General features: G+C 58.7%; 18 protein-coding genes. 8 read left to right on the forward strand and 10 right to left on the reverse strand.

Annotation, left to right across the window (positions count from 1 at the left end):
- Window positions 1–95: 95 nt before the first annotated feature.
- Window positions 96–1,688: a polysaccharide deacetylase family protein gene (locus BN1079_RS03485; protein WP_037022322.1), complete on the reverse strand. Its 1,593-nt coding sequence runs from the start codon at window positions 1,686–1,688 to the stop codon at window positions 96–98.
- 870 nt (window positions 1,689–2,558) lie between these two features.
- Window positions 2,559–4,004, reverse strand: a complete 1,446-nt coding sequence (gene ccoN, locus BN1079_RS03495; protein WP_037022324.1) for a cytochrome-c oxidase, cbb3-type subunit I — start codon at window positions 4,002–4,004, stop codon at window positions 2,559–2,561.
- A gap of 453 nt (window positions 4,005–4,457) precedes the next feature.
- On the opposite strand from ccoN, the gene tig reads away from it, so the two are divergent.
- The 6 genes from tig to BN1079_RS03525 all read left to right on the forward strand — a co-directional run bounded on the left by tig (window position 4,458) and on the right by BN1079_RS03525 (window position 12,865).
- Complete coding sequence (tig, locus tag BN1079_RS03500; protein WP_037022325.1) at window positions 4,458–5,768, forward strand: trigger factor; 1,311 nt, start codon at window positions 4,458–4,460, stop codon at window positions 5,766–5,768.
- 89 nt (window positions 5,769–5,857) lie between these two features.
- Entirely contained in the window at window positions 5,858–6,496 is a 639-nt protein-coding gene (clpP, locus tag BN1079_RS03505) for an ATP-dependent Clp endopeptidase proteolytic subunit ClpP (RefSeq protein ID WP_037022327.1), read from the forward strand.
- 97 nt (window positions 6,497–6,593) lie between these two features.
- Window positions 6,594–7,874 (forward strand): ATP-dependent Clp protease ATP-binding subunit ClpX, encoded by a 1,281-nt coding sequence (gene clpX, locus BN1079_RS03510; RefSeq protein WP_037022328.1) that lies wholly within the window; start codon window positions 6,594–6,596, stop codon window positions 7,872–7,874.
- A 129-nt stretch (window positions 7,875–8,003) separates the two neighbouring features.
- On the forward strand, window positions 8,004–10,400 hold the full coding sequence (gene lon / locus BN1079_RS03515; protein WP_037022331.1) for an endopeptidase La: 2,397 nt from the start codon (window positions 8,004–8,006) through the stop codon (window positions 10,398–10,400).
- 134 nt (window positions 10,401–10,534) lie between these two features.
- The gene (gene hupB / locus BN1079_RS03520) at window positions 10,535–10,807 is read left to right on the forward strand and encodes a nucleoid-associated protein HU-beta (protein WP_003282502.1); all 273 of its coding nucleotides are present in this window, start codon (window positions 10,535–10,537) and stop codon (window positions 10,805–10,807) included.
- Between the two features lie 204 nt (window positions 10,808–11,011).
- A complete protein-coding gene (locus tag BN1079_RS03525; RefSeq protein ID WP_037026596.1) occupies window positions 11,012–12,865 on the forward strand; it encodes a SurA N-terminal domain-containing protein in 1,854 nt (617 codons plus the stop codon).
- Between the two features lie 117 nt (window positions 12,866–12,982).
- Here the strand turns inward: BN1079_RS03525 and fabI are convergent, their stop codons facing one another.
- From fabI to gloB, 8 genes are all read right to left on the reverse strand, one after another.
- Complete coding sequence (gene fabI / locus BN1079_RS03530; protein WP_037022332.1) at window positions 12,983–13,777, reverse strand: enoyl-ACP reductase FabI; 795 nt, start codon at window positions 13,775–13,777, stop codon at window positions 12,983–12,985.
- Complete coding sequence (locus BN1079_RS03535; protein ID WP_037022333.1) at window positions 13,764–15,401, reverse strand: ABC transporter ATP-binding protein; 1,638 nt, start codon at window positions 15,399–15,401, stop codon at window positions 13,764–13,766. Before BN1079_RS03535 ends, fabI begins: the two co-directional genes overlap by 14 nt.
- Before the next feature lies 1 nt (window position 15,402).
- On the reverse strand, window positions 15,403–16,422 hold the full coding sequence (locus tag BN1079_RS03540) for an ABC transporter permease (RefSeq protein ID WP_037022335.1): 1,020 nt from the start codon (window positions 16,420–16,422) through the stop codon (window positions 15,403–15,405).
- Window position 16,423: 1 nt separating this feature from the next.
- Window positions 16,424–17,497, reverse strand: a complete 1,074-nt coding sequence (locus BN1079_RS03545; protein WP_037022338.1) for a microcin C ABC transporter permease YejB — start codon at window positions 17,495–17,497, stop codon at window positions 16,424–16,426.
- On the reverse strand, window positions 17,494–19,374 hold the full coding sequence (locus BN1079_RS03550; protein WP_037022341.1) for an extracellular solute-binding protein: 1,881 nt from the start codon (window positions 19,372–19,374) through the stop codon (window positions 17,494–17,496). Before BN1079_RS03550 ends, BN1079_RS03545 begins: the two co-directional genes overlap by 4 nt.
- A complete protein-coding gene (locus tag BN1079_RS03555) occupies window positions 19,371–21,200 on the reverse strand; it encodes an extracellular solute-binding protein (protein WP_037026597.1) in 1,830 nt (609 codons plus the stop codon). Before BN1079_RS03555 ends, BN1079_RS03550 begins: the two co-directional genes overlap by 4 nt.
- Before the next feature lie 139 nt (window positions 21,201–21,339).
- Window positions 21,340–22,887 (reverse strand): lytic transglycosylase domain-containing protein, encoded by a 1,548-nt coding sequence (locus BN1079_RS03560; protein ID WP_081950801.1) that lies wholly within the window; start codon window positions 22,885–22,887, stop codon window positions 21,340–21,342.
- Window positions 22,888–23,029: 142 nt separating this feature from the next.
- The gene (gene gloB, locus BN1079_RS03565; protein ID WP_037022342.1) at window positions 23,030–23,806 is read right to left on the reverse strand and encodes a hydroxyacylglutathione hydrolase; all 777 of its coding nucleotides are present in this window, start codon (window positions 23,804–23,806) and stop codon (window positions 23,030–23,032) included.
- A 111-nt stretch (window positions 23,807–23,917) separates the two neighbouring features.
- On the opposite strand from gloB, the gene BN1079_RS03570 reads away from it, so the two are divergent.
- Entirely contained in the window at window positions 23,918–24,676 is a 759-nt protein-coding gene (locus tag BN1079_RS03570; RefSeq protein ID WP_037022343.1) for a methyltransferase domain-containing protein, read from the forward strand.
- A gap of 14 nt (window positions 24,677–24,690) precedes the next feature.
- Window positions 24,691–25,143: a ribonuclease HI gene (gene rnhA / locus BN1079_RS03575; protein WP_037022346.1), complete on the forward strand. Its 453-nt coding sequence runs from the start codon at window positions 24,691–24,693 to the stop codon at window positions 25,141–25,143.
- Window position 25,144: the final 1 nt, after the last annotated feature.

Consider the following 25,144-nt stretch of genomic DNA (forward strand, 5'->3'; position numbering starts at 1 on the left):
CTATAGACGCTCTTTCTTAGATAAGAAGCACTACGTCCGACGGCCGTCGGTCCACCAAGGTTCAGGCTAGACGTCTGCAGCGCGTCGTTCAGGACTCATGGACGGCGTAAGGTAATCACCTGCGTCCCGGCTGGAACCTTGTCGAGTAGCCAACGGTTTTCCGGCAGCGCCTTGAATCCCGCTTTGGCTGGAAGACGTATTCCGGCGGGTAGTTCGAGGGTCAGTCCTTCCAGCGGCTCGGTAGCCGTCAGGCGCAATTCCAGCTTGCCTTGCTGCTGCCGCAGGTCCACTTCCACCTGATCGCGGGCCGCCCACCAGCGGCCGTACTGGCTGAGTGTCCCGAACCAGGCGAACGGCTTGAGTTTCGGCAGGACCTGTTCCAAGAAACGGTATTTGTGGTCGATCTCGTTGGGGTGGATGAGGATCACGTAACTGCCGCCGTATCGGGCGAGCTGTCGGGCCAGCGCCAGCGCTTCGTCGACGCGCTGATCCATCAACGGCAGAAACTCGTCTTCGACGGCGATGGGAAATTCGAAGATGCCCGTTTCGTGCGAGTAGGAGCGTTGCGCATTCGCCCGAAACGGCAGGTGAGTGGTGAGGTTGCCCGCCGTTGCGGAGCTGGAGTAACGGTAGCCGGCCGCCTCCATCGCTTCGTAGAGCTGTGGCGGGGTCGCCAGGTAGCCAGGGCGGAACGATGCAACCGGCGCACCGCTGAGCTGCTGCAGCAGAAACCGGCTCACCCTGAGCTCGCCGAGCACCGTCGCACCACGGGTATCGCCGATGGCTCTGACGCGAGGCTGGTAGTCCGGGAAGCGCTCATGGCCATCACCCAGCGGCACCGAGGCGTACATGTCCGAATGGCTGACGGAATGGCTCGCAATCTCCATGTCGGCCTTCACCAGCGCGTCGACGGCGGCGAGCGTGCGGTCATTGAAAAAGCCTTCGTCCTGAAAGTCGCGGTAATACTTGGTCTGCAGGAAAAAGGTCGCGGGCACGCCTTCGCGCATCAGCAGCTCCCGATATGCGAGCAGGTTGTCCATCGACGCCACGTAGTCCACATCGAAGGTGACCAACGCTGCGAGCTGCTGCCCTTGGGGTACGGTACCGAGCGTGACGGCCAGCGGCTCGTATTTTCGATAGAGCGCCTTGAGCCAGCGCAGCCAGACGTCTACCGAGGGTTCGTAGCCGTTGGCATAGGCGCGATAGCTCTGGTCGTTCCGGTCGTTGTGCGCCCGCAATATGAAGAAGCCGAGGTCGAAGCCCAGCGCATAGGCGCTGCCTCCGGATTTGTTGGAGCCTTTCACCAGGGCCGCGGAGCCGTCTTCGAACCGGGCCAGCACCTGTTGCGCGCCTTCATAGACCTGCGTACCGACCCAGCTGGCCGGCAGGTCGGGCTGGCCGAGTAACACGGTGCGCTCATGGGGATGGCTCAGCCAGTCAAGGTCCGGAACCTCCTCGAAGGTGATGCTGTGGTGCGCACGCGACTCGGTGACCGCGGTAAAGCCGAACAGATCCTGAAGGCCGCCACCGAGCACTTGGGTCGCGATCAGCGTGCCGCCTGCCTCGACGTAACGGCGCAGGGCCATTCGCCCCGGCTCGTCGAGGGTTCGTCCCGAGAGCAGGGGGTAGGCCAGCACCACATCGTGGCGCGTGGCCTCGGCTACATCGCGGGTGATCCGAAAGGGCACGCCGATACTCCTGAGCCCATGGGCAAGGCCGAGCCAGGCGGAATCCTCGCTAGTGAGCAGGATCGCCAGGCGCGAAGTTTCACCTCTGTCATAAAGTTTCCAGTCGGAGGGATCTTGCTCCACGACGGGACTTATCTCAGCTGGCCCGTCGAGCGCGTCGAGACGTTCAAAAGTGTTGCGCCCTATAAATGCCGTGACGGCGAGGATAAGCGCGCCGGCAAGGGTCAGAGTGACCATTAGCCGTGCTAGAAATGCAGGTTGTTTCCAGAACAGCACGAAGAAGCCTTTTTCAACACGGTTCAGAAGTGGATATCACACCGGCGCGATAAGGGGCCAGCGGGGTGATGCGCAATCGATAATGCGCCGCTTTAATCGAGGCTTTATCGAAGCGATGTTATCCGTACGGTAGGTTGCCACGAGAGCGAAGAGCTTAGCATCGCGGCTATGGTTCGACTGGAAATTCCATAAGGTGCTGTTTGGGCCGGCGGAAACTGAGCAGGAATCGACTGGAAAGATGGCAGCGCTGAAAAACGCCCTGCATGCCATGATGGTGGCACGAGCGTGCCGGGCGCCAGGTAGGTTTTGAGCTGGAGAGCAGCCAGCTGAAGAAGTTGCTGGCCGAAGTCCATCTGGACGTCAAGGCATGGAAAGTGGTCGCCCGGAAAAGGTAAGCCCAACTGCACGGCGGTAGGCGGTGCAGGAGATGCAGGCATGCAGTCAAGCATAAGCGGGTCTAACGCCTTACCGGGCTGCCGGATTGATGGTGAAGCGCGCCTCTATCAAATTTGCTGCCTGCCGATGGATTCGATTGGCGTCGCAATCCTTCCAAGAAAAGCGCAGTTATCTGTCCCACGAGCTCTGCGATGCTGACTACTTCGCTGCGGCCAGTTCAGCGATCAATACGCCCGAGGAGTCTTCAGCAGCGCGTACGGTGCGCCAGGTGTTGTATGCCATAAGCAACATGCCAACTGCGAAGAGGCCGCCTCCGGCCAGGCGTACTACATACCCCGGATGGCTGGCTTCAAGTGCTTCGACGAATGAATAGGTAAGGGTGCCGTCTTCGTTGATCGCACGCCACATGAGGCCTTGGGCGATGCCATTGACCCACATCGAGGCGATGTAAAGCACGGTGCCGATAGTGCTAAGCCAGAAGTGCATGTTGATCAGCCTGACGCTATGCATCTGCTCCTGCCCCCAGAGCTTGGGAATCATATGGTAGAGCGTACCGATGCTGATCATTGCTACCCAGCCGAGGGCGCCGGCGTGCACGTGGCCGATGGTCCAGTCGGTGTAGTGGGACAGGGCATTGACGGTCTTGATGGCCATCATCGGGCCTTCGAAGGTGGACATGCCGTAGAAGGCCAGGGACACCACAAGAAAGCGCAGAATCGGGTCGGTGCGCAGCTTATGCCAGGCGCCGGAGAGGGTCATCATGCCGTTGATCATGCCGCCCCAGCTTGGCGCCAGGAGGACGATCGACATCACCATGCCAAGAGACTGAGCCCAGTCCGGCAGCGCGGTGTAGTGCAGGTGGTGCGGGCCAGCCCAGATGTACAGGCTGATGATCGCCCAAAAGTGCACAATCGATAATCGGTAGGAATAGATTGGGCGCTCGGCCTGCTTGGGCACGAAGTAGTACATCATCCCGAGAAAACCTACGGAGAGGATAAACCCGACCACGCTGTGGCCGTACCACCACTGCACCATGGCATCGGTCGCGCCTGAATAAATTGGGTAGGACTTCATCGGCGTGACTGGCACGAGCAGGTGATTGACGATGTGAACCATCGCGGTAACGATAATGAATGCTCCGTAAAACCAGTTGCCAACATAGATATGGCTGGTTTTACGCTTGGCTATCGTGCCGAAGAACAGCCATGCATAGGCGGCCCACACTGCCAGGACCAGCAGCGCAATCGGCCATTCCATCTCCGCGTATTCTTTCGAAGTTGTATAGCCCAGCGGATAGCTGATCAACAGCGAAACGATCGCCGCCTGCCAGCCCCAGAATACGAACTTGGCAACACCATCGGAGATCAGCCGGACCCGGCTGGTGCGTTGTACGACATACAACGAGGTCGCCAGCAACGCATTTCCGCCGAAGGCAAAGATCACCAGGTTCGTGTGCAGGGGGCGGATACGGCCAAAGCTGGTCCAGGGCAAGTCGAAATTGAGCTGCGGCCATACCAGCTGAGCGGCAATAAATACGCCCAGGCCCATGCCCAGAATGCCCCAGGCGAGTGTCATCAGGGTGAATTGGCGGACAACGCGATAGTTGTAGGTGTCGGCCTGGCCGACAGGGAGCACGACTGGCATGAATATATCCATAGCACGCGAGGTGGAGTAACAAGGTCGGGTGGCTGCAATGCCCGCTGGCCGTTACTTGGGGCTTATCGAGGCGCGTGGGAGCAGCCTTTGCAGTGTGCTCAGTTAATTGCGTGCTGGATAATGAATAATAATCGCGATTTGTAGCAGTTAGATTGCACTTATCTGTTCGCTTGGCGATGGGCGTTCTTGCTGAGGGTCGCTTGGTCTAGCCAAGCGTGGTGTTGGAGACTTTCCAGATCGCCAACAGCAAGAGATGCCGGCGGCTAGGCTTGGCCACCCTAAAGGACGCAAAAGGCGCTTACGGATCTGTAACGCGCTAAACGCACACTTTCTAGGATGACAGCGTCAGAGCGGGGTGACTTCTGTTATTCGAGCCACTAGAATGCTTGCCCATTCTGGGGCCGGAACGGCCGGCTTATGTCTGTGCAACGAGGAAAATCCATGCAAGTTTCTGTTGAAAGCACCTCCGCTCTTGAGCGCCGCATGACCGTGGGCGTGCCGGTCGAGCGCATCGAGAACGAAGTCAACAAGCGTCTGCAACAGACTGCAAGTCGTGCCAAGATTCCAGGCTTCCGTCCTGGGAAGGTTCCGATGAGCGTGATTCGTCAGCGTTACGAGGCCGCCGCGCGTCAGGAAGCACTGGGTGATCTGATCCAGGCGACCTTCTATGAAGCCGTGGTGGCCGAGAAGCTGAATCCGGCTGGCGCGCCTTCGGTCGAGCCGAAGGTGTTCGAGAAGGGCAAGGATCTGGAGTACGTGGCGACTTTCGAAGTCTTCCCCGAATTCAAGGTTGGCGGCTTCGAGTCCATTGAGGTTGAGCGTCAGCAGGCCGAGGTTGGCGAGGCTGATGTCGACAACATGCTGGACATCCTGCGCAAGCAGAACACCCGCTATGAAAATGTTGAGCGTGAAGCGCAGGATGGCGATCAGCTGACGATCGACTTCGTCGGCAAGATCGATGGCGAAGTGTTCGCTGGCGGTTCGGCCAAGGGCACCCAGCTGGTATTGGGCTCGGGTCGCATGATCCCGGGCTTCGAAGAGGCACTGGTGGGCGCCAAGGTTGGCGAAGAGCGCGTGATCACCCCAACCTTCCCCGAGGATTACCAGAACCTCGACTTGGCTGGCAAGACCGCAGAATTCACCGTGACCGTCAACGCTGTTGCCGCTCCCCAGCTGCCGGAACTGAATGACGAGTTCTTCGCTCAGTTCGGTGTTCAGGAAGGTGGGCTTGAGGGCTTCCGCGCCGAAGTGAAGAAGAACATGGAGCGCGAGCTGCGCCAGGCCATCAAGACCAAGGTCAAGAATCAGGTCATGGAAGGGCTGGTCAGCACCAACCCGATCGAAGCTCCGAAGGCCCTGATCGACAACGAAGTCAATCGTCTGCGCGTGCAGGCCGTTCAGCAGTTCGGTGGCAACATCAAGCCCGAGCAGCTGCCAGCTGAAATGTTCCAGGAGCAGGCCAAGCGTCGTGTCATTCTTGGTTTGATCGTTGCGGAAGTGGTCAAGCAGTTCGAGCTCAAGCCGGACGACGCTCGTGTTCGCGAGCTGATCGAAGAAATGGCCTCGGCGTATCAGGAGCCTGAGCAAGTGGTGGCCTGGTATTACAAAAACGACGAGCAATTGAACGAAGTTCGTTCTGTTGTGCTCGAAGAGCAAGTTGTAGATACTGTTCTGCAGCAGGCTAAGGTGACCGATAAATCGGTCTCTTACGAGGAAGCGGTTAAGCCAGCGGAAGCACCGCAAGCGGCCTGATTTTCTTCAACCGTTCGAGCACATCATTCATAAGCCAGCCTCGTGCTGGCTTATGTATTTGAGGCATGACATAGGGAGTATCGCTGGACATGTCCCGCAATTCGTTTATGCAAGCACCGGATATTCAGGCCGCTGGCGGCCTGGTGCCGATGGTCATCGAGCAGTCGGCACGCGGTGAGCGCGCCTATGACATTTATTCCCGTCTTCTCAAGGAGCGGGTGATCTTCATGGTTGGTCAGGTCGAAGACTACATGGCCAACCTGATCGTCGCGCAACTGCTGTTCCTCGAGGCGGAAAACCCCGAGAAGGACATTCATCTGTATATCAACTCGCCGGGCGGCTCTGTCACTGCCGGTATGTCAATCTACGACACCATGCAGTTCATCAAGCCGGACGTCTCGACCATCTGTATTGGTCAGGCCTGCAGCATGGGTGCGCTGCTGCTGACTGGCGGCGCTGCGGGCAAGCGTTACTGCCTGCCGCATTCGCGGATGATGATTCATCAGCCGCTGGGTGGCTTCCAGGGTCAGGCTTCGGACATCGAAATCCACGCCCGCGAGATCCTCACAATCCGTGAGCGTCTGAACAAGGTCATGGCTGAACATACCGGCCAGCCGATGGAAGTGATTGAGCGCGACACCGACCGCGACAACTTCATGAGTGGCGAAGAAGCCGTCAAGTACGGGCTGATCGATCAGGTCCTGACCCGGCGCCAGCTGGCGGTCTGATCACGCTGCTCTGCAATATCTGGCTAGCGCATGGGCTTGAAAAAGCCCATGAATGCCTTCATCTTGTGTTTCAAGCCTTCCCGATTGGATCGATCGAATGACTGATACCCGTAACGGCGAGGACTCCGGCAAGCTGCTCTATTGCTCTTTTTGCGGCAAAAGCCAGCATGAAGTTCGCAAATTGATTGCCGGGCCCTCTGTCTTTATCTGCGACGAATGTGTCGACCTGTGCAATGACATCATCCGCGAGGAGGTGCAGGAAGCCCAGGCCGAGAGCAGCGCGCAAAAACTGCCTGCGCCAAAGGAAATCAGCGGCATTCTCGACCAATACGTCATTGGTCAGGAGCGCGCGAAGAAAATCCTCGCAGTGGCTGTGTACAACCATTACAAGCGTTTGAACCAGCGCGACAAGAAAGAAGAGATCGAGCTGGGCAAGAGCAACATTTTGCTGATCGGCCCAACTGGGTCGGGCAAGACGCTGCTGGCTGAAACGCTGGCGCGCCTGCTTAATGTGCCTTTCACCATCGCCGATGCAACCACGCTGACTGAAGCCGGCTATGTGGGTGAGGACGTCGAAAACATCATCCAGAAGCTGTTGCAGAAGTGCGACTACGATGTGGAAAAGGCTCAGATGGGCATCGTCTACATCGATGAAATCGACAAGATTTCACGCAAGTCTGACAATCCTTCGATCACCCGCGACGTGTCGGGTGAAGGCGTGCAGCAGGCGCTGCTCAAGCTGATCGAAGGCACGGTTGCCTCGGTTCCGCCTCAGGGTGGTCGCAAGCATCCGCAGCAGGAATTTCTGCAGGTCGATACGCGCAACATCCTGTTCATCTGCGGCGGTGCCTTCGCCGGTTTGGAGAAGGTCATTCAGGCCCGTTCCACCCAGGGTGGCATTGGCTTCAACGCCGAGGTGCGCAGCAAGGATGTCGGCAAGAAGATCGGTGAATCACTGCGTGTGGTCGAGCCCGATGATCTGGTCAAGTTCGGCCTGATTCCCGAATTTGTTGGCCGCCTGCCGGTGATTGCGACCCTCGACGAGCTGGATGAGGCTGCCCTGGTGCAGATTCTCACCGAGCCAAAGAATGCGCTGACTAAGCAGTATGCCAAGCTGTTCGAGCTCGAAGGCGTCGAACTGGAGTTCCGCCCCGATGCGCTCAAGGCGGTCGCCAATCGTGCCCTGGAACGCAAGACCGGAGCCCGTGGTCTGCGCTCGATTCTGGAGGGCGTTCTGCTCGATACTATGTACGAGATTCCTTCGCAGAAGGATGTCGGCAAGGTGGTAATCGACGAGAGCGTCATCGAAGGAACTTCGCAGCCGCTACTGATCTATGAAAATAGCGAGCCGCCAGCCAAGGCTGCGCCGGACGCTTAACAAAAAAGGGGCCTCTAAGGCCCCTTTGCATTTCTGCATCATCCTTGTTTTTTGTTCAACGTGCCCTCATCTTAGCCGGCATGGTGTTTCCCGTTTACCGCCGTATGGCCGACGTAGAGCTGAATTTTTATGAAGACAACCATCGAATTGCCCCTTTTGCCGCTGCGCGATGTCGTGGTCTACCCGCATATGGTGATACCGCTGTTCGTTGGCCGTGAAAAATCCATCGAGGCACTCGAATCGGCAATGGAAGGTGACAAGCAGATTCTTCTGGTAGCTCAGAAGAACCCTGCAGACGATGATCCGACCGAAGACGGCTTGTACCGCGTAGGCACGGTTGCGACCGTGCTGCAGTTGCTCAAGTTGCCGGATGGGACCGTCAAGGTGCTGGTCGAAGGTGAGCAGCGTGGCACCATGGAGCGCTTTATCGAGGCAGATAATCACTGCCGTGCCGACGTTTCGCTGATCGATGAAGCGGAAATCGACTCCCGTGAGGCCGAGGTCTTCAGCCGCAGCCTGCTGAGTCAGTTCGAACAATACGTTCAGCTAGGCAAGAAGGTACCTTCAGAAGTGTTGTCATCGCTGGCGAGCATCGAAGAGCCGGCTCGCCTGGTTGACACCATGGCTGCGCACATGGCGCTTAAAATCGAGCAAAAGCAGTCGATCCTTGAGGTTACCGACCTGCCTGCCCGGGTCGAACATGTCATGGCACTGCTGGATGCAGAGATCGACCTGCTGCAGGTTGAGAAGCGCATTCGTGGTCGCGTTAAAAAGCAGATGGAACGCAGCCAGCGTGAGTACTACCTGAATGAGCAGATGAAGGCCATTCAGAAAGAGCTGGGTGATATCGACGAAGGTCACAACGAGATCGATGACCTGAAAAAACGCATCGAGAATGCGGGCCTGAGCAAAGACGCTCATGCCAAGGCGACAACCGAGCTGAACAAGCTCAAGCAGATGTCGCCTATGTCGGCTGAGGCCACAGTGGTACGGACCTACATCGACTGGCTGGTTAATGTGCCGTGGAAGGCCACCAGCAAGGTGCGCCTGGATCTGGCCAAGGCCGAAGAAGTGCTGGACGCCGACCATTACGGCCTTGAAGAGGTCAAGGACCGCATTCTCGAATACCTTGCCGTGCAAAAGCGCGTGAAGAAGCTCAAGGGACCGGTGCTCTGCCTGGTCGGCCCGCCTGGCGTTGGTAAGACTTCGCTGGCCGAGTCGATTGCTCGCTCCACCAACCGCAAGTTTGTCCGCATGGCGCTGGGTGGCGTGCGTGACGAAGCCGAGATTCGTGGCCATCGCCGTACCTATATCGGCTCGATGCCGGGTCGTCTGATTCAGAAGATGACCAAGGTGGGCGTGCGCAATCCACTGTTCCTGCTCGATGAAATCGACAAGATGGGCAACGACATGCGTGGCGATCCAGCCTCGGCGTTACTTGAGGTCCTGGACCCGGAACAGAACCACAACTTCAACGATCATTATCTGGAGGTCGATTACGACCTGTCGGATGTGATGTTCCTCTGTACAGCCAACTCGATGAACATCCCTCCGGCTCTGCTCGATCGTATGGAGGTGATTCGCCTTCCCGGTTACACCGAAGACGAAAAGGTCAATATCGCTACCCGTTACCTGGTACCCAAGCAGATCCAGGCGAACGGGCTGAAGAAGACCGAGCTGCAGTTCGAAGAAGACGCGATACGCGACATCATCCGCTACTACACTCGCGAAGCCGGCGTTCGTGGCCTGGAGCGTCAGGTGGCGAAGGTCTGCCGAAAGGTGGTTAAAGAGTATGCCGCTCAGAAAAACTTCACGGTAACGGTCACCTGCGAGTCTCTTGAGCACTTCTTGGGCGTGCGCAAGTTCCGCTACGGGCTCGCCGAGCTGGAAGACCAGGTCGGCCAGGTAACCGGGCTGGCATGGACCCAGGTTGGGGGTGAACTGCTGACCATCGAAGCAGCAGTGGTGCCGGGTAAAGGTCGTCTGACTAAAACCGGCTCCCTGGGCGACGTGATGGGCGAGTCCATTACCGCAGCGCTAACCGTGGTTCGTAGCCGCGCTGCCAGCATGGGGATTGCGCCGGACTTTCATGAAAAACAGGACATCCATATACACGTCCCCGAAGGGGCGACGCCAAAGGATGGCCCTAGCGCGGGCATCGGCATGTGTACGGCGCTGGTTTCAGCCCTGACGCAAATTCCGGTGCGTGCCGAAGTTGCCATGACGGGAGAGATCACCTTGCGCGGCCAGGTACTGGCGATTGGCGGACTGAAAGAGAAATTGCTGGCTGCACACCGGGGTGGTATCCGTACGGTGATCATTCCCGAAGAGAATCAGCGTGATCTTAAGGAGATTCCGGAGAATATTAAGCAGGACTTGCAGATTAAACCGGTGAAGTGGATTGACGAAGTCCTCCAAATTGCGCTGCAATACGCGCCGGAGCCCTTGCCTGACGCGGCTCCCGATATAGTTGCAAAGGAAGACAAACGCGAGACTGATTCCAAGGAGCGAATCAGCACGCATTAGCCTGAAAGGCTTTGTTGACATATTTTCGGCGCCCTTGATATAAACCGGCCCTTCGTGTCGCTGGCGTTTCAGCACCGTTTTGCCTACACCCAAAAAATTAAAGATACGACTCAACAGATATAAGGGGACTTAGAGTGAACAAGTCGGAACTGATTGATGCCATCGCCGCATCTGCTGATATCCCGAAAGCTGTTGCCGGCCGCGCGCTGGATGCAGTAATTGAATCCGTCACTGGTGCATTGAAAGCTGGTGATTCCGTGGTGCTGGTTGGTTTCGGTACTTTCGCTGTCAAGGAGCGCGCTGCACGCACTGGCCGCAACCCTCAAACTGGCAAGCCAATCAACATCGCTGCAGCCAAGATTCCGGGTTTCAAGGCTGGCAAGGCTCTGAAAGACGCGGTCAACTAAGCGCTTTCGATCCGGCTGGTTGTCAGTTTGCTCTGACCCTGCCTTGGAGCGGTTACTCTGGTAGGCCATGCCTGTTGTAGTTAGGCTGAGTGCAAGCTCCGCCGCTCCAAAAGCTCCGAGAAGGCGCATCCCCGGATGCGCCTTTTTTTTTCCGGTTTCCACCCGTGCTGCTATGACCTCGCGCAGCTGACTCCTGGGGGATGCATGCTTCAGAATATCAGGGACAATTCACAAGGCTGGATTGCCAAAACCATCATTGGCATCATCGTCATGCTGTTGGCGCTCACAGGCTTTGAGGCCATTTTCAACACGACAGGCAATAGCCGTAATGCCGCCGAGGTTAATGGCGAAGAGATCTCCTTGGATGATCTCAACCAGGCGATGAATATGCAGCGCCGTCAGCTGGTGCAGCAGCTGGGTGGGGACTTCGATGCCTCGTTGCTGGATGATCGACTGGTGCGAGAAGCCTCGCTGCGAGGGCTCATCGACCAGGCCCTGCTGTTGCAAGGCGCTCAGAAGGCTGATTTCGCCTTCTCCGATATGGCTCTCGACCAGTTGATTCTGCAAACTCCCGAATTTGCCGTCGATGGCGTGTTCAACGCCGCTCGCTTCGACCAGTTTATCCAGCAGTTGGGTTACACGCGGCTGCAGTTCCGCGAGCTGCTTCGCCGGGAAATGGTGGTGGGCCAGCTCCAGGCGGGCATTGGCGCTTCCGGTTTCGTCACCGACGAGCAGATCCAGAATTTTGCTCGTCTTGAGCAGCAAACCCGCGATTTTTCCATCGTAACAGTGCCGGCTGATAACACGGCGGTTGAGATCAGCGAACAGCAGGCGCGCGAATACTACGAGCAGAATGCAGAGCGTTTCCGTTCGTCCGAACAGGTGGTTCTCGATTACATCGAGCTGAACAAGGAGTCTTTCTTTGATCGGGTTGATGTTTCTGATGAGCAGGTAGAAAGCCTGTATCAGCAGCGTATCGCCAATCTGGCGCCACAGCGTCGTGCCGCGCATATCCTGATTGAGGCTGACAGCTCCAACGACGCCGAGGCAAAGGCGAAGATCGAGGAAATTGCGCAGCGTCTGGCTGCAGGAGAGGATTTTGCCGCACTGGCCAAGGAGCTCTCCGAAGATCCTGGCTCCGCTAATGAGGGTGGTGATCTGGGCTTTGCCGGCCCGGGTGTTTACGACCCCGATTTTGAAGATGCGCTCTATGGTCTGGCGCAGGATCAGGTCTCGGCGCCGGTGCGTACCGAGTTCGGCTGGCATCTGATCAAGCTGCTGGGTGTTCAGTCGCCCGAGGTGCCTGCGCTGGAAAGCCTGAAGCCTGAGCTTGTCCGTGAGCTGAAGAGCCAGCAGGTCGAACAGCGCTTCGTCGAAGTCAGCAAGCAGCTGGAAGATTACGCCTTCGAGTCCTCGGACCTGGCCCAGCCCGCGCAGGAGTTGGGGCTGACCGTGCGGACCACCGAACCCTTCGGTCGAGAAGGCGGCAGCGGTATCGCCTCCAACCGTCAGGTAATCCAGACTGCCTTCAGCGATGAGGTTCTGGTTGATGGAGCCAACAGCGGGATTATCGAACTGGATCCAGACACGGCCGTAGTCGTGCGCGTCAAACAGCACCTGCAGCCTGAAGTGCTGCCGTTCGATACGGTGAAGGAGGGCATCCTCGTCCAGCTGCAGCAGGAAAAGGCTGCCGAGAAGGCGAGCGAGGAAGGCGAGCGCCTGCTAAGCGCACTGCGTGACGGTGCTCCGGCAGAAGCACAGTGGAAAACCACCGAAGCCGCATCGCGCAATCAGGAAGGTGTCGAGCCTGCCGTGCTGCAGCAAGTGTTCCGCATGCCACGACCGGTGTCAGGCGACAAGCCGAGCTATGGCAGTGTGCGCCTGGGTAATGGTGACTTTGTCGTCATTCGTCTGGACGGGGTTAGCGAGCCGAATGTCGAGCTTTCCGAGCAGGACAAGCAGAGCTATCGGCGTTTCCTGGCTTCGCGCAGTGGTCAGCAGGATTTCGCGGCCTACCGTGAAATGCAGCACGCCGAAGCCAAGATCGAGACCTTCTGATAAGGCATTGGTGAACCGGTTGTTTGCACACGGACAGCCGGATTGCAGGAACAAAAAAACCGCACCTGAGTGCGGTTTTTTTTGTCCTGCCGTCCGTGGCGAGTGCTTTGGAGAAAATCAGTCTTCGATGGCGCCCATGGCGGTGGTGTTGAAGCCGCCGTCCACGTAGAGGATTTCACCGCTGATGCCGGAGGCCAGGTCCGAGCAAAGGAAGGCGCCGGCGTTGCCGACTTCTTCAATGGTCACGTTGCGGCGCAGCGGGGTCTGTTTCTCATTGGCTGCCAGCATCTTGCGGAAGCTCTTGATGCCGGAGGCGGCGAGGGTGCGGATTGGGCCGGCGGAAACGGCGTTGACGCGTGTACCTTCTGGGCCGAGGCTGCCTGCGAGGTAGCGAACACCTGCCTCAAGACTGGCTTTGGCCATACCCATTACGTTGTAGTTGGGCATGGTGCGCTCGGCGCCCAGGTAGCTTAGGGTAAGGATGCTGCCATTACGGCCCTTCATCAGTGGGCGTCCGGCCTTGGCCAGGGCTACCAGGCTATAGGCGCTGATGTCGTGGGCGATCTTGAAGCCTTCACGGGTGGTGACTTCGGTGAAGTCGCCATCGAGCTGATCACCGGGTGCAAAACCAACCGAATGCACGATGCCGTCAAGGCCGTCCCACTTCTTGCCCAGCTCTTCGAACACCTTGAGGATATCGTCGTCGTTGGCAACGTCGCACGGGAAGCACAGCTCCGGGCTTGATCCCCAGCCGGCGGCGAACTCTTCGACGCGGCCCTTGAGCTTCTCGTTCTGATAGGTGAAAGCCAGCTCGGCGCCTTCACGGTGCATGGCTGCAGCGATGCCCGAGGCGATCGAAAGTTTGCTGGCAACGCCAACGATCAGGATGCGCTTGCCGCTAAGAAAACCCATGTGCTTGTCCCTCTTCTGGTTGTTCAGCTGTCGTCGTCATGAATGCTGACTCCAACAGCTGCTGTGTATACGGATGTTGGGGGGCGGCAAAAATGGCTTCGGCCGCTCCCTGTTCAACTACTTTTCCCTGCCTGACCACCATCATCTGATGGCTCAGTGCCCGTACCACCGCCAGGTCATGGCTGATGAACAGGTAGGTCAGGTTGTACTTGGCCTGCAGCGAGCGTAATAGCTCCACCACTTGCCGTTGTACGGTTCTATCCAGAGCCGATGTCGGCTCATCGAGCAGAATCAGCTCCGGTTTGAGCACCAGGGCCCTGGCGATGGCAATCCGCTGTCGCTGGCCCCCGGAAAACTCATGGGGATAGCGGTGACGGCTTTCCGGATCGAGCCCCACCTCGACCAGCGCATCGATGATCGCCTGCGCCCGCTCCTCGGCATTGCCCATGCCATGTATCTCCAGGCCTTCACCAACGATCTGTCCAACCGACATGCGGGGGCTGAGGCTGCCGAAAGGGTCCTGAAACACCACCTGCATCTGTCGTCGCAGAGGGCGCACCGCGCGCTGAGACATTTGTTCCAGCGCCTGATTTTGAAAACGTATTTCGCCACGACTGGAGAGCAAACGCAGGATTGCGAGCCCCAGTGTGGACTTACCGGATCCGCTTTCGCCGACAATTCCCAGGGTCTGCCCTTTGGGGAGGCTGAAGCTGACGCCATCGACGGCCTTGATATGGTCCACCGTGCGCCGCAGCAAGCCCTTCTTGATCGGAAACCAGACCCGCAGATCCTTTACCTCTAGCAGAGGCGGCGCTGGCTGGGCCGGCGCCGGATCTCCGCTGGGCTCGGCTGCAAGCAGTTCCTGAGTATAGGGATGCTGCGGCCGGTGAAACAATTCTTCGCACGCTGCCTGTTCGACGACACGACCGCGCTGCATGACACATACGCGATGCGCGACCCGCCGGACCAGATTGAGATCATGGCTGATCAGCAGCAGGGACATGCCCAGGCGAGCCTGGAGCTCCTTGAGTAGCTCGAGGATTTTCAGCTGCACCGTGACATCCAGCGCCGTAGTCGGCTCGTCGGCGATCAACAGTTCGGGCTCGTTGGCCAGCGCCATGGCAATCATTACCCTTTGACGCTGCCCCCCGGAGAGTTCGTGTGGATAGGCGCGAATGCGTTTCTTCGGCTCCGGTATGCCTACCAGTTCCAGCAGTTCCAGAGTGCGCGCGCTGGCCGCTTTGCCTCGCAAGCCCTTGTGCAGCTGGAGCACTTCATTGATCTGGGTGCCAACCGTGTGCAGCGGATTCAGCGACGTCATCGGCTCCTGGAAGACCATGGCGATACGATTGCCGCGTATCTGCCGCATACGTTTCTCGTCCGCCTTTAGCAGGTCTTCGCCGGCATAGCGGATTTCCCCCGCGGGGTGTCTGGCCAGCGGGTAGGGCAGCAGCCGCAGGATGGAATGCGCGGTAACCGACTTGCCAGAGCCGCTTTCGCCTACCAGCGCCAGGGTTTCACCTTTACGGATATCGAAACTGACGCCTTCGACCACCCGCTGTGTTCTATCCAGGGTGACAAATTCGACGGCCAGGTCACGTACTTCTATCAGGTTATCGGCCATGTCATTTCCTTGGGTCGAAGGCATCGCGAGCGGCCTCGCCGATAAATACCAGCAGGCTCAGCATGATCGCCAGCACCATAAAGGCACTGATGCCAAGCCAGGGGGCCTGCAGATTCGATTTGCCTTGGGCCACCAGTTCACCCAGCGACGGCGCGCCGGGCGGTAGGCCGAAGCCAAGAAAATCCAGCGCCGTCAGGGTGCCGATGGCGCCAGTGAGGATGAACGGCATGAAGGTCATGGTCGACACCATGGCGTTGGGCAGGATGTGGCGGAACATGATTGCAGCGTTGCCCATGCCCAGCGCCCGTGCGGCGCGCACATATTCCAGGTTGCGCCCACGTAGGAACTCGGCGCGCACCACGTCCACCAGGCTCATCCAGGAGAACAGCAGCATGATGCCCAGCAGCCACCAGAAGTTTGGTTGGACGAAGCTGGCGAGAATGATCAGCAGGTAGAGCACCGGCAGCCCAGACCAGATTTCCAGCACGCGCTGACCGACCAGGTCGACCCAGCCGCCGTAAAAGCCTTGCAGTGCCCCGGCGATCACACCGATGACCGAACTGATCAGGGTCAGCGTCAGCGCAAATAGCACCGAGATACGGAAGCCATAGATGATGCGTGCCAGCACATCGCGCCCCTGGTCGTCGGTGCCCAGCCAGTTGGTTGTCGAGGGCGGGCCGGGTGCAGGTACCTGGAGGTCGTAGTTGATGCTGGAATAGCTGAACGGGATAGGCGGCCAGATCATCCAGCCGTCCTTTGCCTCGATAAGCTCCTGGATGTAGGGGCTCTTGTAGTTGGCTTGCAGCGGGAATTCACCACCGAAACGGGTTTCCGGGTAGCGCTTGAAGACCGGAAAAAACCACTCGCCATCGAAACGCACCACGATGGGTTTGTCGTTGGCCACCAGTTCGGCGCCGAGGCTTAGCACGAACAGTGCGAGAAATATCCAGAGCGACCACCAGCCACGTTTGTGGGACTTGAACAGGGCAAAACGACGCTGATTGAGCGGGGACAGTCGCATCTCAGGCCTCCCTGCTTTCAAAATCGATTCGTGGGTCGACAAGGGTGTAGGTCAGGTCGCCGATCAGTTTCACTACCAGGCCGAGCAGCGTGAATAGGAAGAGGGTGCCGAAGACCACCGGATAGTCGCGGTTGATCGCCGCCTCGAAACTGAGTAGGCCAAGACCGTCGAGAGAGAAGATCACTTCGATCAGCAGCGAACCGGTGAAGAACATGCCGATAAAGGCGGCCGGGAAGCCGGCGATGATGATCAGCATTGCGTTGCGGAACACGTGGCCGTAAAGCACCCGGTTCTTGCTCAGGCCCTTGGCGCGGGCGGTGACTACGTACTGCTTGTTGATCTCGTCGAGAAAGCTGTTTTTGGTCAACAGCGTCAGGGTCGCGAAGTTACCGATGACCAGTGCGGTAACCGGCAGCGCCAAATGCCAGAAGTAATCGAGGATCTTGCCACCCAGGCTCAGTTCGTCGAAGTTTCCGGAGGTCAGTCCGCGCAGCGGAAACCAGTTCCAGTAGCTGCCACCGGCAAACAGCACGATCAATAGTATGGCGAACAGGAAGGCCGGAATGGCGTAGCCAATGATGATCGCCGAACTGGTCCAGACATCGAATGGAGTGCCATGCCGCGTAGCCTTGGCGATGCCCAGCGGGATCGAGGCCAGGTACATGATCAGCGTGCTCCATAGGCCCAGGGAAATCGATACTGGCATCTTCTCGATGATCAGGTCGGTGACCTTGGCGTCGCGAAAGAAGCTCTCGCCGAAATCCAGCCGCACATAGTTGCTGAGCATGATCCAGAAGCGCTCGGCCGGTGGCTTGTCGAAGCCGTAAAGGCGTTCGATCTCGGCGATCAGCTCAGGGTCGAGGCCCTGCGCGCCACGGTAGTTGTTACCGGCTACGGCCACTTCCGAGCCGCCACCGGCGATACGGCTGGTAGCGCCTTCGAAGCCTTCCAGCTTGGCGATGGCTTGTTCCACCGGCCCGCCTGGCGCTGCCTGGATGATGATGAAGTTGATCAGCAAGATGCCGAACAGGGTCGGAATAACCAGCAGTAGCCGTCGAAGGATATAGGCGATCACTCCTGGTGCTCCGCTTCTACAGGGGCGGCATCAGCAGCTTCTGATTTGAGTGACCCTTCGTCTGGCTTCGCCGGTGCTGCAGTATCGGGTTTGTGCCACCAGGTCATCAGCCCGATATCATTGCGAGGCGTTGTTGTCGGATGCGCCAGATGGTTCCAGTAGGCGACCCGCCAGCTCTTGATGTGCCAGTTGGGTACCACGTAGTGGCCCCAGAGCAGCAGCCGATCAAGGGCACGGGTACGAGTGATCAATTCTTCCCGTGAGTCGGCGGCAATCAGCTTTTCCACTAGGGTGTCGATCGCCGGATCCTTCAGGCCGATGAAGTTGCGACTGCCCGGATTGTCGGCGCTCGCCGAGTGCCAGTACTCACGCTGCTCGTTGCCCGGCGAACTGGACTGGCCGAAGCCGCTGACGATCATGTCGTAATCACGTGAGCGCAGACGGTTGATGTATTGCGAGACATCGACGCGGCGGATCTCCAGTTCGATGCCCAGATCAGCCAGGTTGCGCTTGTAGGGCAGCAGCACACGCTCGAATTCGGCTTGCACCAATAGAAACTCGAGTTTCACGGGCTTGCCAAGGTTGTCGACCATGCGGTCGTCCTGAATCTTCCAGCCAGCGTCGGTCAACAGCTTGTAGGCCTTGCGTTGCTGTTCGCGTATGACGCCGTCGCCGGTGCTTTGCGGAAGCTCGAAAGGTTTTTCGAAAAGAGCGGCAGGTATTTGATTTCGCAATGGTTCGAGTAACGCTAACTCCTGCTTATCTGGCAGGCCTGAAGAGGCCAGTTCGGAGTTGTCGAAATAGCTGCGCGTCCGGGTATAAGCGCCGTTGAAGAGTTGACGATTGGTCCATTCGAAGTCAAACAGCAGCGCGATGGCTTCGCGAACCCGGACGTCCTGAAGGCGTTCCCGACGGATGTTGAAGATGAAACCCTGCATCCCTTGCGGATTGTGATTGGCAATCTCGTCTCTGATGATGCGCCCGCTGCGTACGGCTTCGATGTCGTAGGCCGTTGCCCAGTTTTTCGCACTGGTTTCCAGCCAGTAATCGAAATGCCCGGCCTTAAAGGCCTGCAGCGCCACGGTATTGTCGCGGTAGTAATCAATTACCAGCTGGTCAAAGTTGTAGAAACCGCGGTTGACCGCCAGATCCTTGCCCCAGTAATCCTCGACGCGGGCATAACGGATCGAGCGGCCCGCCTGCACCCGGTCGACGCGATAGGGTCCGCTGCCCAACGGTGGCTCCATGCTGGTGGCGCTGAAATCGCGCTCGGCCCACCAGTGCTTCGGCAGGATCGGCAGCTGGCCAAGGATCAAGGGGAGCTCACGGTTGCCGCTGTGCTTGAAGTCGAAGCGGACCCGGCGCGGTGTTTCGGCGACGACCTTTTCCACGTCGGCGTAATAACCACGATAGTGCGGCGCGCCCTGGCTGATCAGGGTTTCGAAGGTGAATACGACGTCTTCGGCCGTGACCGGTTCGCCGTCATGAAAACGCGCCTCAGGTCGCAGATGAAAACGTACCCACTGATTGTTCGGGCCTTTCTCGATCTTCTCGGCCAGCAGGCCATAGATGGTGAAGGGCTCGTCGAGACTACTGGTGGCTAGGGTGTCGTAGATCAGGCCGATGTCGTCGGCAGCCACGCCCTTGTTGATGAAGGGATTGAGAGAGTCGAAGCTGCCAAAGCCGGCCTGGCGCAGTACACCGCCCTTGGGTGCATCAGGATTGACGTACTCGAAATGGCTGAAATTGGCGGCGTACTTCGGCTTCTCGTCGTACAGCGTCACCGCGTGTTTGGGCGCTGCGGTCGCGAGACCGGTCAGAAAGCAGAGGCTGAGGATGCCGGCTTGCAGGACTGGCCAACGTAAGCTGTTTGTCATTGAGCCTTCTCCAAATCCTTCAGCCACCACGCGCGCAGCCCGAGAGTGTAGGGCGGTGTGGTGACGTGGGCGAAGCGGTTGCGGTATGCCAGGCGATGATTGTTGATGTACCAGTTGGGGATGCTGTAGTGGTTCCACAGCAATACGCGGTCAATGGCGCGGGCTGCGGAAATCTGTTCCTCGCGCGTCTTGGCGGCAATCAGTTTCTCAAGCAGCTGGTCGATGATTGGATTGGCGATCCCTGCATAGTTCCGGCCTCCCTTGATATTCACCTGGCTCGAATGAAAGTAGAGCCATTGTTCCAGGCCCGGGCTGAGACTCTGGCCCAGGGTGGCGAGGATCATATCGTAGTCGTACTGATCCAGCCGCTGCTTGTATTGAGCAGCATCGACGGTACGCAGACGAGCCTGGATGCCGATACGTGCCAGGTTGCCGGTGTAGGGCTGGAGAATGCGCTCAAGGCGCGGATTGACCAGCAGGATCTCGAATTCGAGAGTACGGCCATGCTTGTCTCGCAGCCCTTCGGGCTTGAGCTTCCAGCCTGCATCCTTCAAGAGCGACAGGGCCTGGCGCAGGGTGTCGCGCGGGATTCCTCGCCCATCGGTCTTCGGCAGTTCAAAGGGCTCGGTGAAGAGTTCAGCCGGAAGCTGATCGCGGAAGCGCGATAGCAGCAGCCATTCTCCACCTTCCGGCCGACCGGTGGCGGCAAAGTCGCTGTTGGGATAGTAGCTTTGGCTGCGCTGGTAGGCGCTGTAGAACAGCGCTCGGTTGGTCCATTCGAAGTCGAACAGCATGCCCAGGGCCTGGCGAACCCTGATGTCGGAAAATAGCGGCCTGCGGCCGTTCATGAACAGGGCCTGGGTCTGTGTGGGAATCTGATGCGGAATTTCGGCGCGTATTACCTCACCCCTGGATAACGCGGGAAACTGGTAGCCGTTGGCCCAGTTCTTGGCCTGGTGTTCGATATAGAAGTCGAATTCGCCGACCTTGAAGGCTTCAAATGCCACGGTGCTGTCGCGGTAGAACTCGACATCGACTCGGTCAAAGTTGTATTTGCCGCGGTTGACCGCAAGCTCCGCGCCCCACCAGTTCTTGACCCGCTCGAACTGGATCCGGCGCCCGGGCTGGACGTTGCTGATGCGGTAAGGGCCGCTACCCAGCGGGGGCTCGAAGGTGGTGGCGGTAAAGTCACGGTCCTTCCAGTAATGCTGAGGAAGGACCGGCAGCTCGCCAAGGCGCATGATCAGCTGGGTGTTATCCGCCCTGTCGAAGACGAAGCGGATCCGGTGGCGGTTGAGAATGTCGACCCGTCTGACACCCTGTAAATCGGTGCGGAAACGGGGATGACCATCCTTTATCAGCAGGCGATAGGAAAAGGCGACATCGTAGGCGGTGATCGGATGACCATCATGAAAGCGTGCCGAATCGCGCAGGTTGAAAACCACCCAGCTCTTGTCGTCGCTGTACTCGATGGTTTCAGCGATCAGCCCATAGATCGAAGCCGGCTCATCGCCGGAAGGGTCATACAGACCGGACCCCACCATCAGCGTCTCGTTGAGCTCGCTGACCCCGTACTGGAAGAAGCCGGGTGTGGCGATGGGGCTGGTGCCCTTGAAGGTATAGGGGTTTAGCGTGTCGAAGCTGCCAGAGGCCATCAGGCGCAGCTGTCCGCCCTTGGGCGCATCGGGGTTCGCCCAATCGAAGTGGGTAAAATTCTCAGGGTACTTGAGTGTGCCGAACTGGGCATAACCGTGGCTTTCGCTAATGGCGGCGAAAGAGGGAAAGCTCAATACCAGACAGATCAATAACAGCAGGACGGGGCGCATCAAACGGAAAATCCGATCCATGGCACTTGCGGGCTTTTCGGTCGGCTACAGTAACAGCTTGGATCGGCTGGAAAAAGATCGCTATCCATCACTCTTTGAGTCAATAAATGACAGCGCCCGGTAGTCGCGGCAGCGACGCTCAGGGCGCAAGATAGAGCGTCAGAGTCTGGCCGGGCTTGAGCAGTGCGCTGTCCTCGGGGTTCCAGCTCTTCAGGTGATTGAGCCGCACATTGAAGCGCTTTGCGATGTTGTACAGCGAGTCGCCTTTTCTGACCTTGTAATAGGTCGGCTCGGGGTTCTTGTCACGAGCGACGTCGACGGCCTGGATGGACAACACCTGGCCCACCTTCAGACTGCTACCTGAAAGCTTGTTCCAGCGTTGCAGATCGCGCACCGAAACCTTGTGTGTCTTGGCGATATCCCAGAGGTTGTCACCCTTGCGGACCTGGTAGCTTCTGGTTGCCGGCTGGCTGCGGGAAACCACATGCAGCTGTTCGTGCGGGCGGCCGCCGCTCGACTGCGGGATGCTGAGTACCTGGCCGATGCGCAGGCGATCATGTTTGAGATTGTTGATGTCGCGAATGATGTTGATGGATAGATGGTGGCGATTGGCAATGGCGCCCAGGGTATCGCCGGGCTTGACCTGATATTGCTTCCAGTCGACGACATCCTGCGGCTTCATCAGAGCCAGGTTGGCGGCGAGCATTTCAGCTTTTGCACTGGGCACCAGCAGATGTTGCGGGCCGTCCAGGGTGATGCGGCGGGTGAAGGCCGGGTTGAGCTGATACAGCTCGTCCTCGTCGAGATCGGCCAGTTGCGCAACTGTTGCCAGATTAACCCGCTGCTTCAGGGCGACCATTTCGAAGTAGGGCTCGTTGGCAATGGGGCTCAGGTTGAGACCGTAGGCCTCGGGGTTCTGAACCATTTGCGAAACCGCCAGCAGCTTGGGTACGTAATCGCGTGTTTCTCTAGGCAGCGGCAAGTTCCAGTAATCGGTTGGCAGATTGAGTTTCTGGTTGCGCTCGATGGCGCGGCTCACCGTACCTTCGCCCGCGTTGTAGGCCGCCAGAGCCAGCAGCCAGTCATCGTTGAACAATCCATGCAGATAGGACAGGTAGCGCAGTGCTGCAGCGGTCGAGGCGGTGATGTCGCGCCTGCCGTCGTACCAACTGGTCTGCTGCAAATTGAAATGGCGACCGGTCGAGGGAATGAACTGCCACAGCCCCATGGCCTTGGCCGAAGAGTAGGCGAACGGGTCGTAGGCACTTTCGATAATGGGTAGCAGAGCCAGCTCGAGCGGCATGTTGCGCTCTTCCAGCTGCTCGACGATGTAATGGATATAAAGGCTGCTGCGTTCGCCGGCAATCTCGATGGAGCGAGGGCGGGCAGCGAACAGCAGGCGCTGTTGTTCTATTCGAGGGTTGCTGTCCAGATGTTCCTGAAGCTTATAGCCGTCTCTGATGCGGCCCCAGATATCGGAGTGCTGAAACTCGACTGACTTTGGCTCCTGCCACAGACCTTTCTGGCTCAGAGAGGTAGCCGGAAGTGCTTCGGTATTGAGGTTCGGCGACCGCGAATGCGAGATGCTCTGGCAACCGGTTATGGCGAGACAGATAGCTAGTGCCAGGACCCGGCCGGAGGCTGCCAAGGCGTCCGGAGATGGGCGATTCGAAGTGTCGGACGACATTGGCTGAAAGCTTCCCCTGACGCAAAATTCGGGCGAGTTTAGGAATGCCGTTCCGGTGGGTCAAGTAAAGGCTGCGGTTTTGCGGACTGGTGCAGACTCTGCCGAAGCCACCGCAAGGCTTCGGCAGATTGACTCGTTCTGCTCAGAAATTGTCCTTCCAGGCCCGCAGGGCGGCGAATACTGCCTCCGGATTCTCGCTCTGGTGGGCCTTGTCGCGGCAGGCTGCGACAACGGCTGGTTGGTCACAGCGCAGGAAGGGGTTGGTCGCCAGTTCGGTACGCAGGTCGGACGGTAACGAGATCTGGCCCGCTTCGCGCAATCGGGTGACCTCTTCAAGTCGCTCGACGACTAGTGGGTTGCCCGGCTCCACAGCTATGGCGAAACGCAGGTTGCTCAGGGTGTATTCGTGGGTGCAATACACCAGGGTCTGTGCCGGCAGGGCCGCCAGGCGCTGCAGGGAGGCGAACATCTGTGCGGCGGTGCCTTCGAACAGCCTTCCGCAGCCGGCCGCGAACAGGGTGTCACCGCTCAGTAGCCAGGGTTTGTCGGCTGCTGCATGGAAATAGGCGATATGGCCCAGGGTATGACCGGGCACCTCGATCACCTCCAAGTCCTGCTCGAGGATGCAGATGCGCTGGCCGTCAGCGAGCCCTTGATCGAGCGCGGGTATCTTCTCCGCGGCGGGGCCGTAAACCTTGGCGCCATACTGCGCCTTGAGCTGCTGCACGCCGCCGACATGGTCATGATGGTGGTGAGTAATAAGGATGTCCGTCAGCTTCCAGCCAGGGTTCGCATCCAGCCAGGCCTGAACAGGGGCGGCATCGCCGGGGTCCACTACGGCACAGTGCTGCTGTCGGGTGTCCTGCAGAAGCCAGATGTAGTTGTCGGTGAAAGCGGGCAGAGCGTCTATTTTCAACATGGTGATGGGTCGCCAAGTCAATCGCAAAGGTGCATCCTAACAGCCGGACTCGAAAGTGAAACCGATCCCTGCTGCGGTCGCAACGAACGCAGCAATCAATGGAGTCGAGCCATGACCGATGAGCCGTGCGCAGAGGCCAACGCCGCCTGGCTGGCGCTGATGAGCGAGACCAGCGACTGGTTCGGCAGTTTTCCAGGTCGGCAGTTGCTGGAGCACGAGCAGCATGTGCTGGCCCAGGAGCTAGAGCGTTTTTTCGGCAGTTACCTGGTGCATTACGGGCCGTTTGCCGATGCCACCATCGAGCCCCAGAAGCTCAAACGCAGCGTTCGCCTCGGGCCGCCGCTACCGGGTGTGGAGATTGTCTGCGAAGAGCAATCCTGGCCAATTGGCGAGCACGCAGCCGATGTGGTGGTGGTACAGCATGGGCTGGATTTCAGTCTGTCGCCCCATGCGCTGTTGCGTGAAGCCGCACGCAGTGTCCGCCCCGGCGGCCATTTATTAATCGTCGGCGTCAACCCGTGGAGCGCCTGGGGAGCCTCGCATCTGCTGTCGCGCAAGGTCTTTCGCCAGGCCCGCTGCATTCGCCCGGCACGGGTCAGCGACTGGCTGAACCTGCTCGGCTTTGCGCTGGAGAAACGTCGGTACGGATGCTATTGTCCGCCGCTTTCTTCAAGTCAGTGGCAGGCGCGGCTATCCGGGCTGGAAACCATCGGTCAGCGATTGCAGGCGCCTGCGGGCGGCTTCTATCTGCTGGTTGCGCGTAAGCTGATGGTCGGCTTGCGGCCATTGCGTGAGCAGCGCCGCGAACCTATGGGCCAGCTGTTGCCGATGCCGGTGGCGAAGGTTAGTCGCCGCGATGCCAAACATTAAGGTCAGTAATCTGCATGAGTGATGACACGGTCGAGATCTATACCGACGGTGCCTGCAAGGGCAATCCCGGTCCCGGTGGCTGGGGCGCGCTGCTGATCTACAAGGGCGTCAAGCGCGAACTTTGGGGTGGCGAAGCGCAGACCACCAACAACCGCATGGAGCTGATGGCTGCCATCCGCGCGCTGGAAGAATTGAAAAGGCCTTGCCAGGTGCGCCTGGTCACCGACTCGCAGTACGTCATGCAGGGCATCAATGACTGGATGCCCAACTGGAAGAAACGCGGCTGGAAGACCGCTGCCAAGCAGCCGGTCAAGAACGCCGATCTCTGGATGCAGCTGGACGAACAGGTCAACCGCCATCAGGTGACCTGGCAGTGGGTGCGCGGGCACACCGGCCATCCTGGAAACGAGCACGCCGACCTGTTGGCCAACCGCGGCGTGGCTCAGGCCAGACAAGAAACAGCTTGAG

The organism is Pseudomonas saudiphocaensis, assembly GCF_000756775.1.
Lineage (GTDB): Bacteria > Pseudomonadota > Gammaproteobacteria > Pseudomonadales > Pseudomonadaceae > Stutzerimonas > Stutzerimonas saudiphocaensis.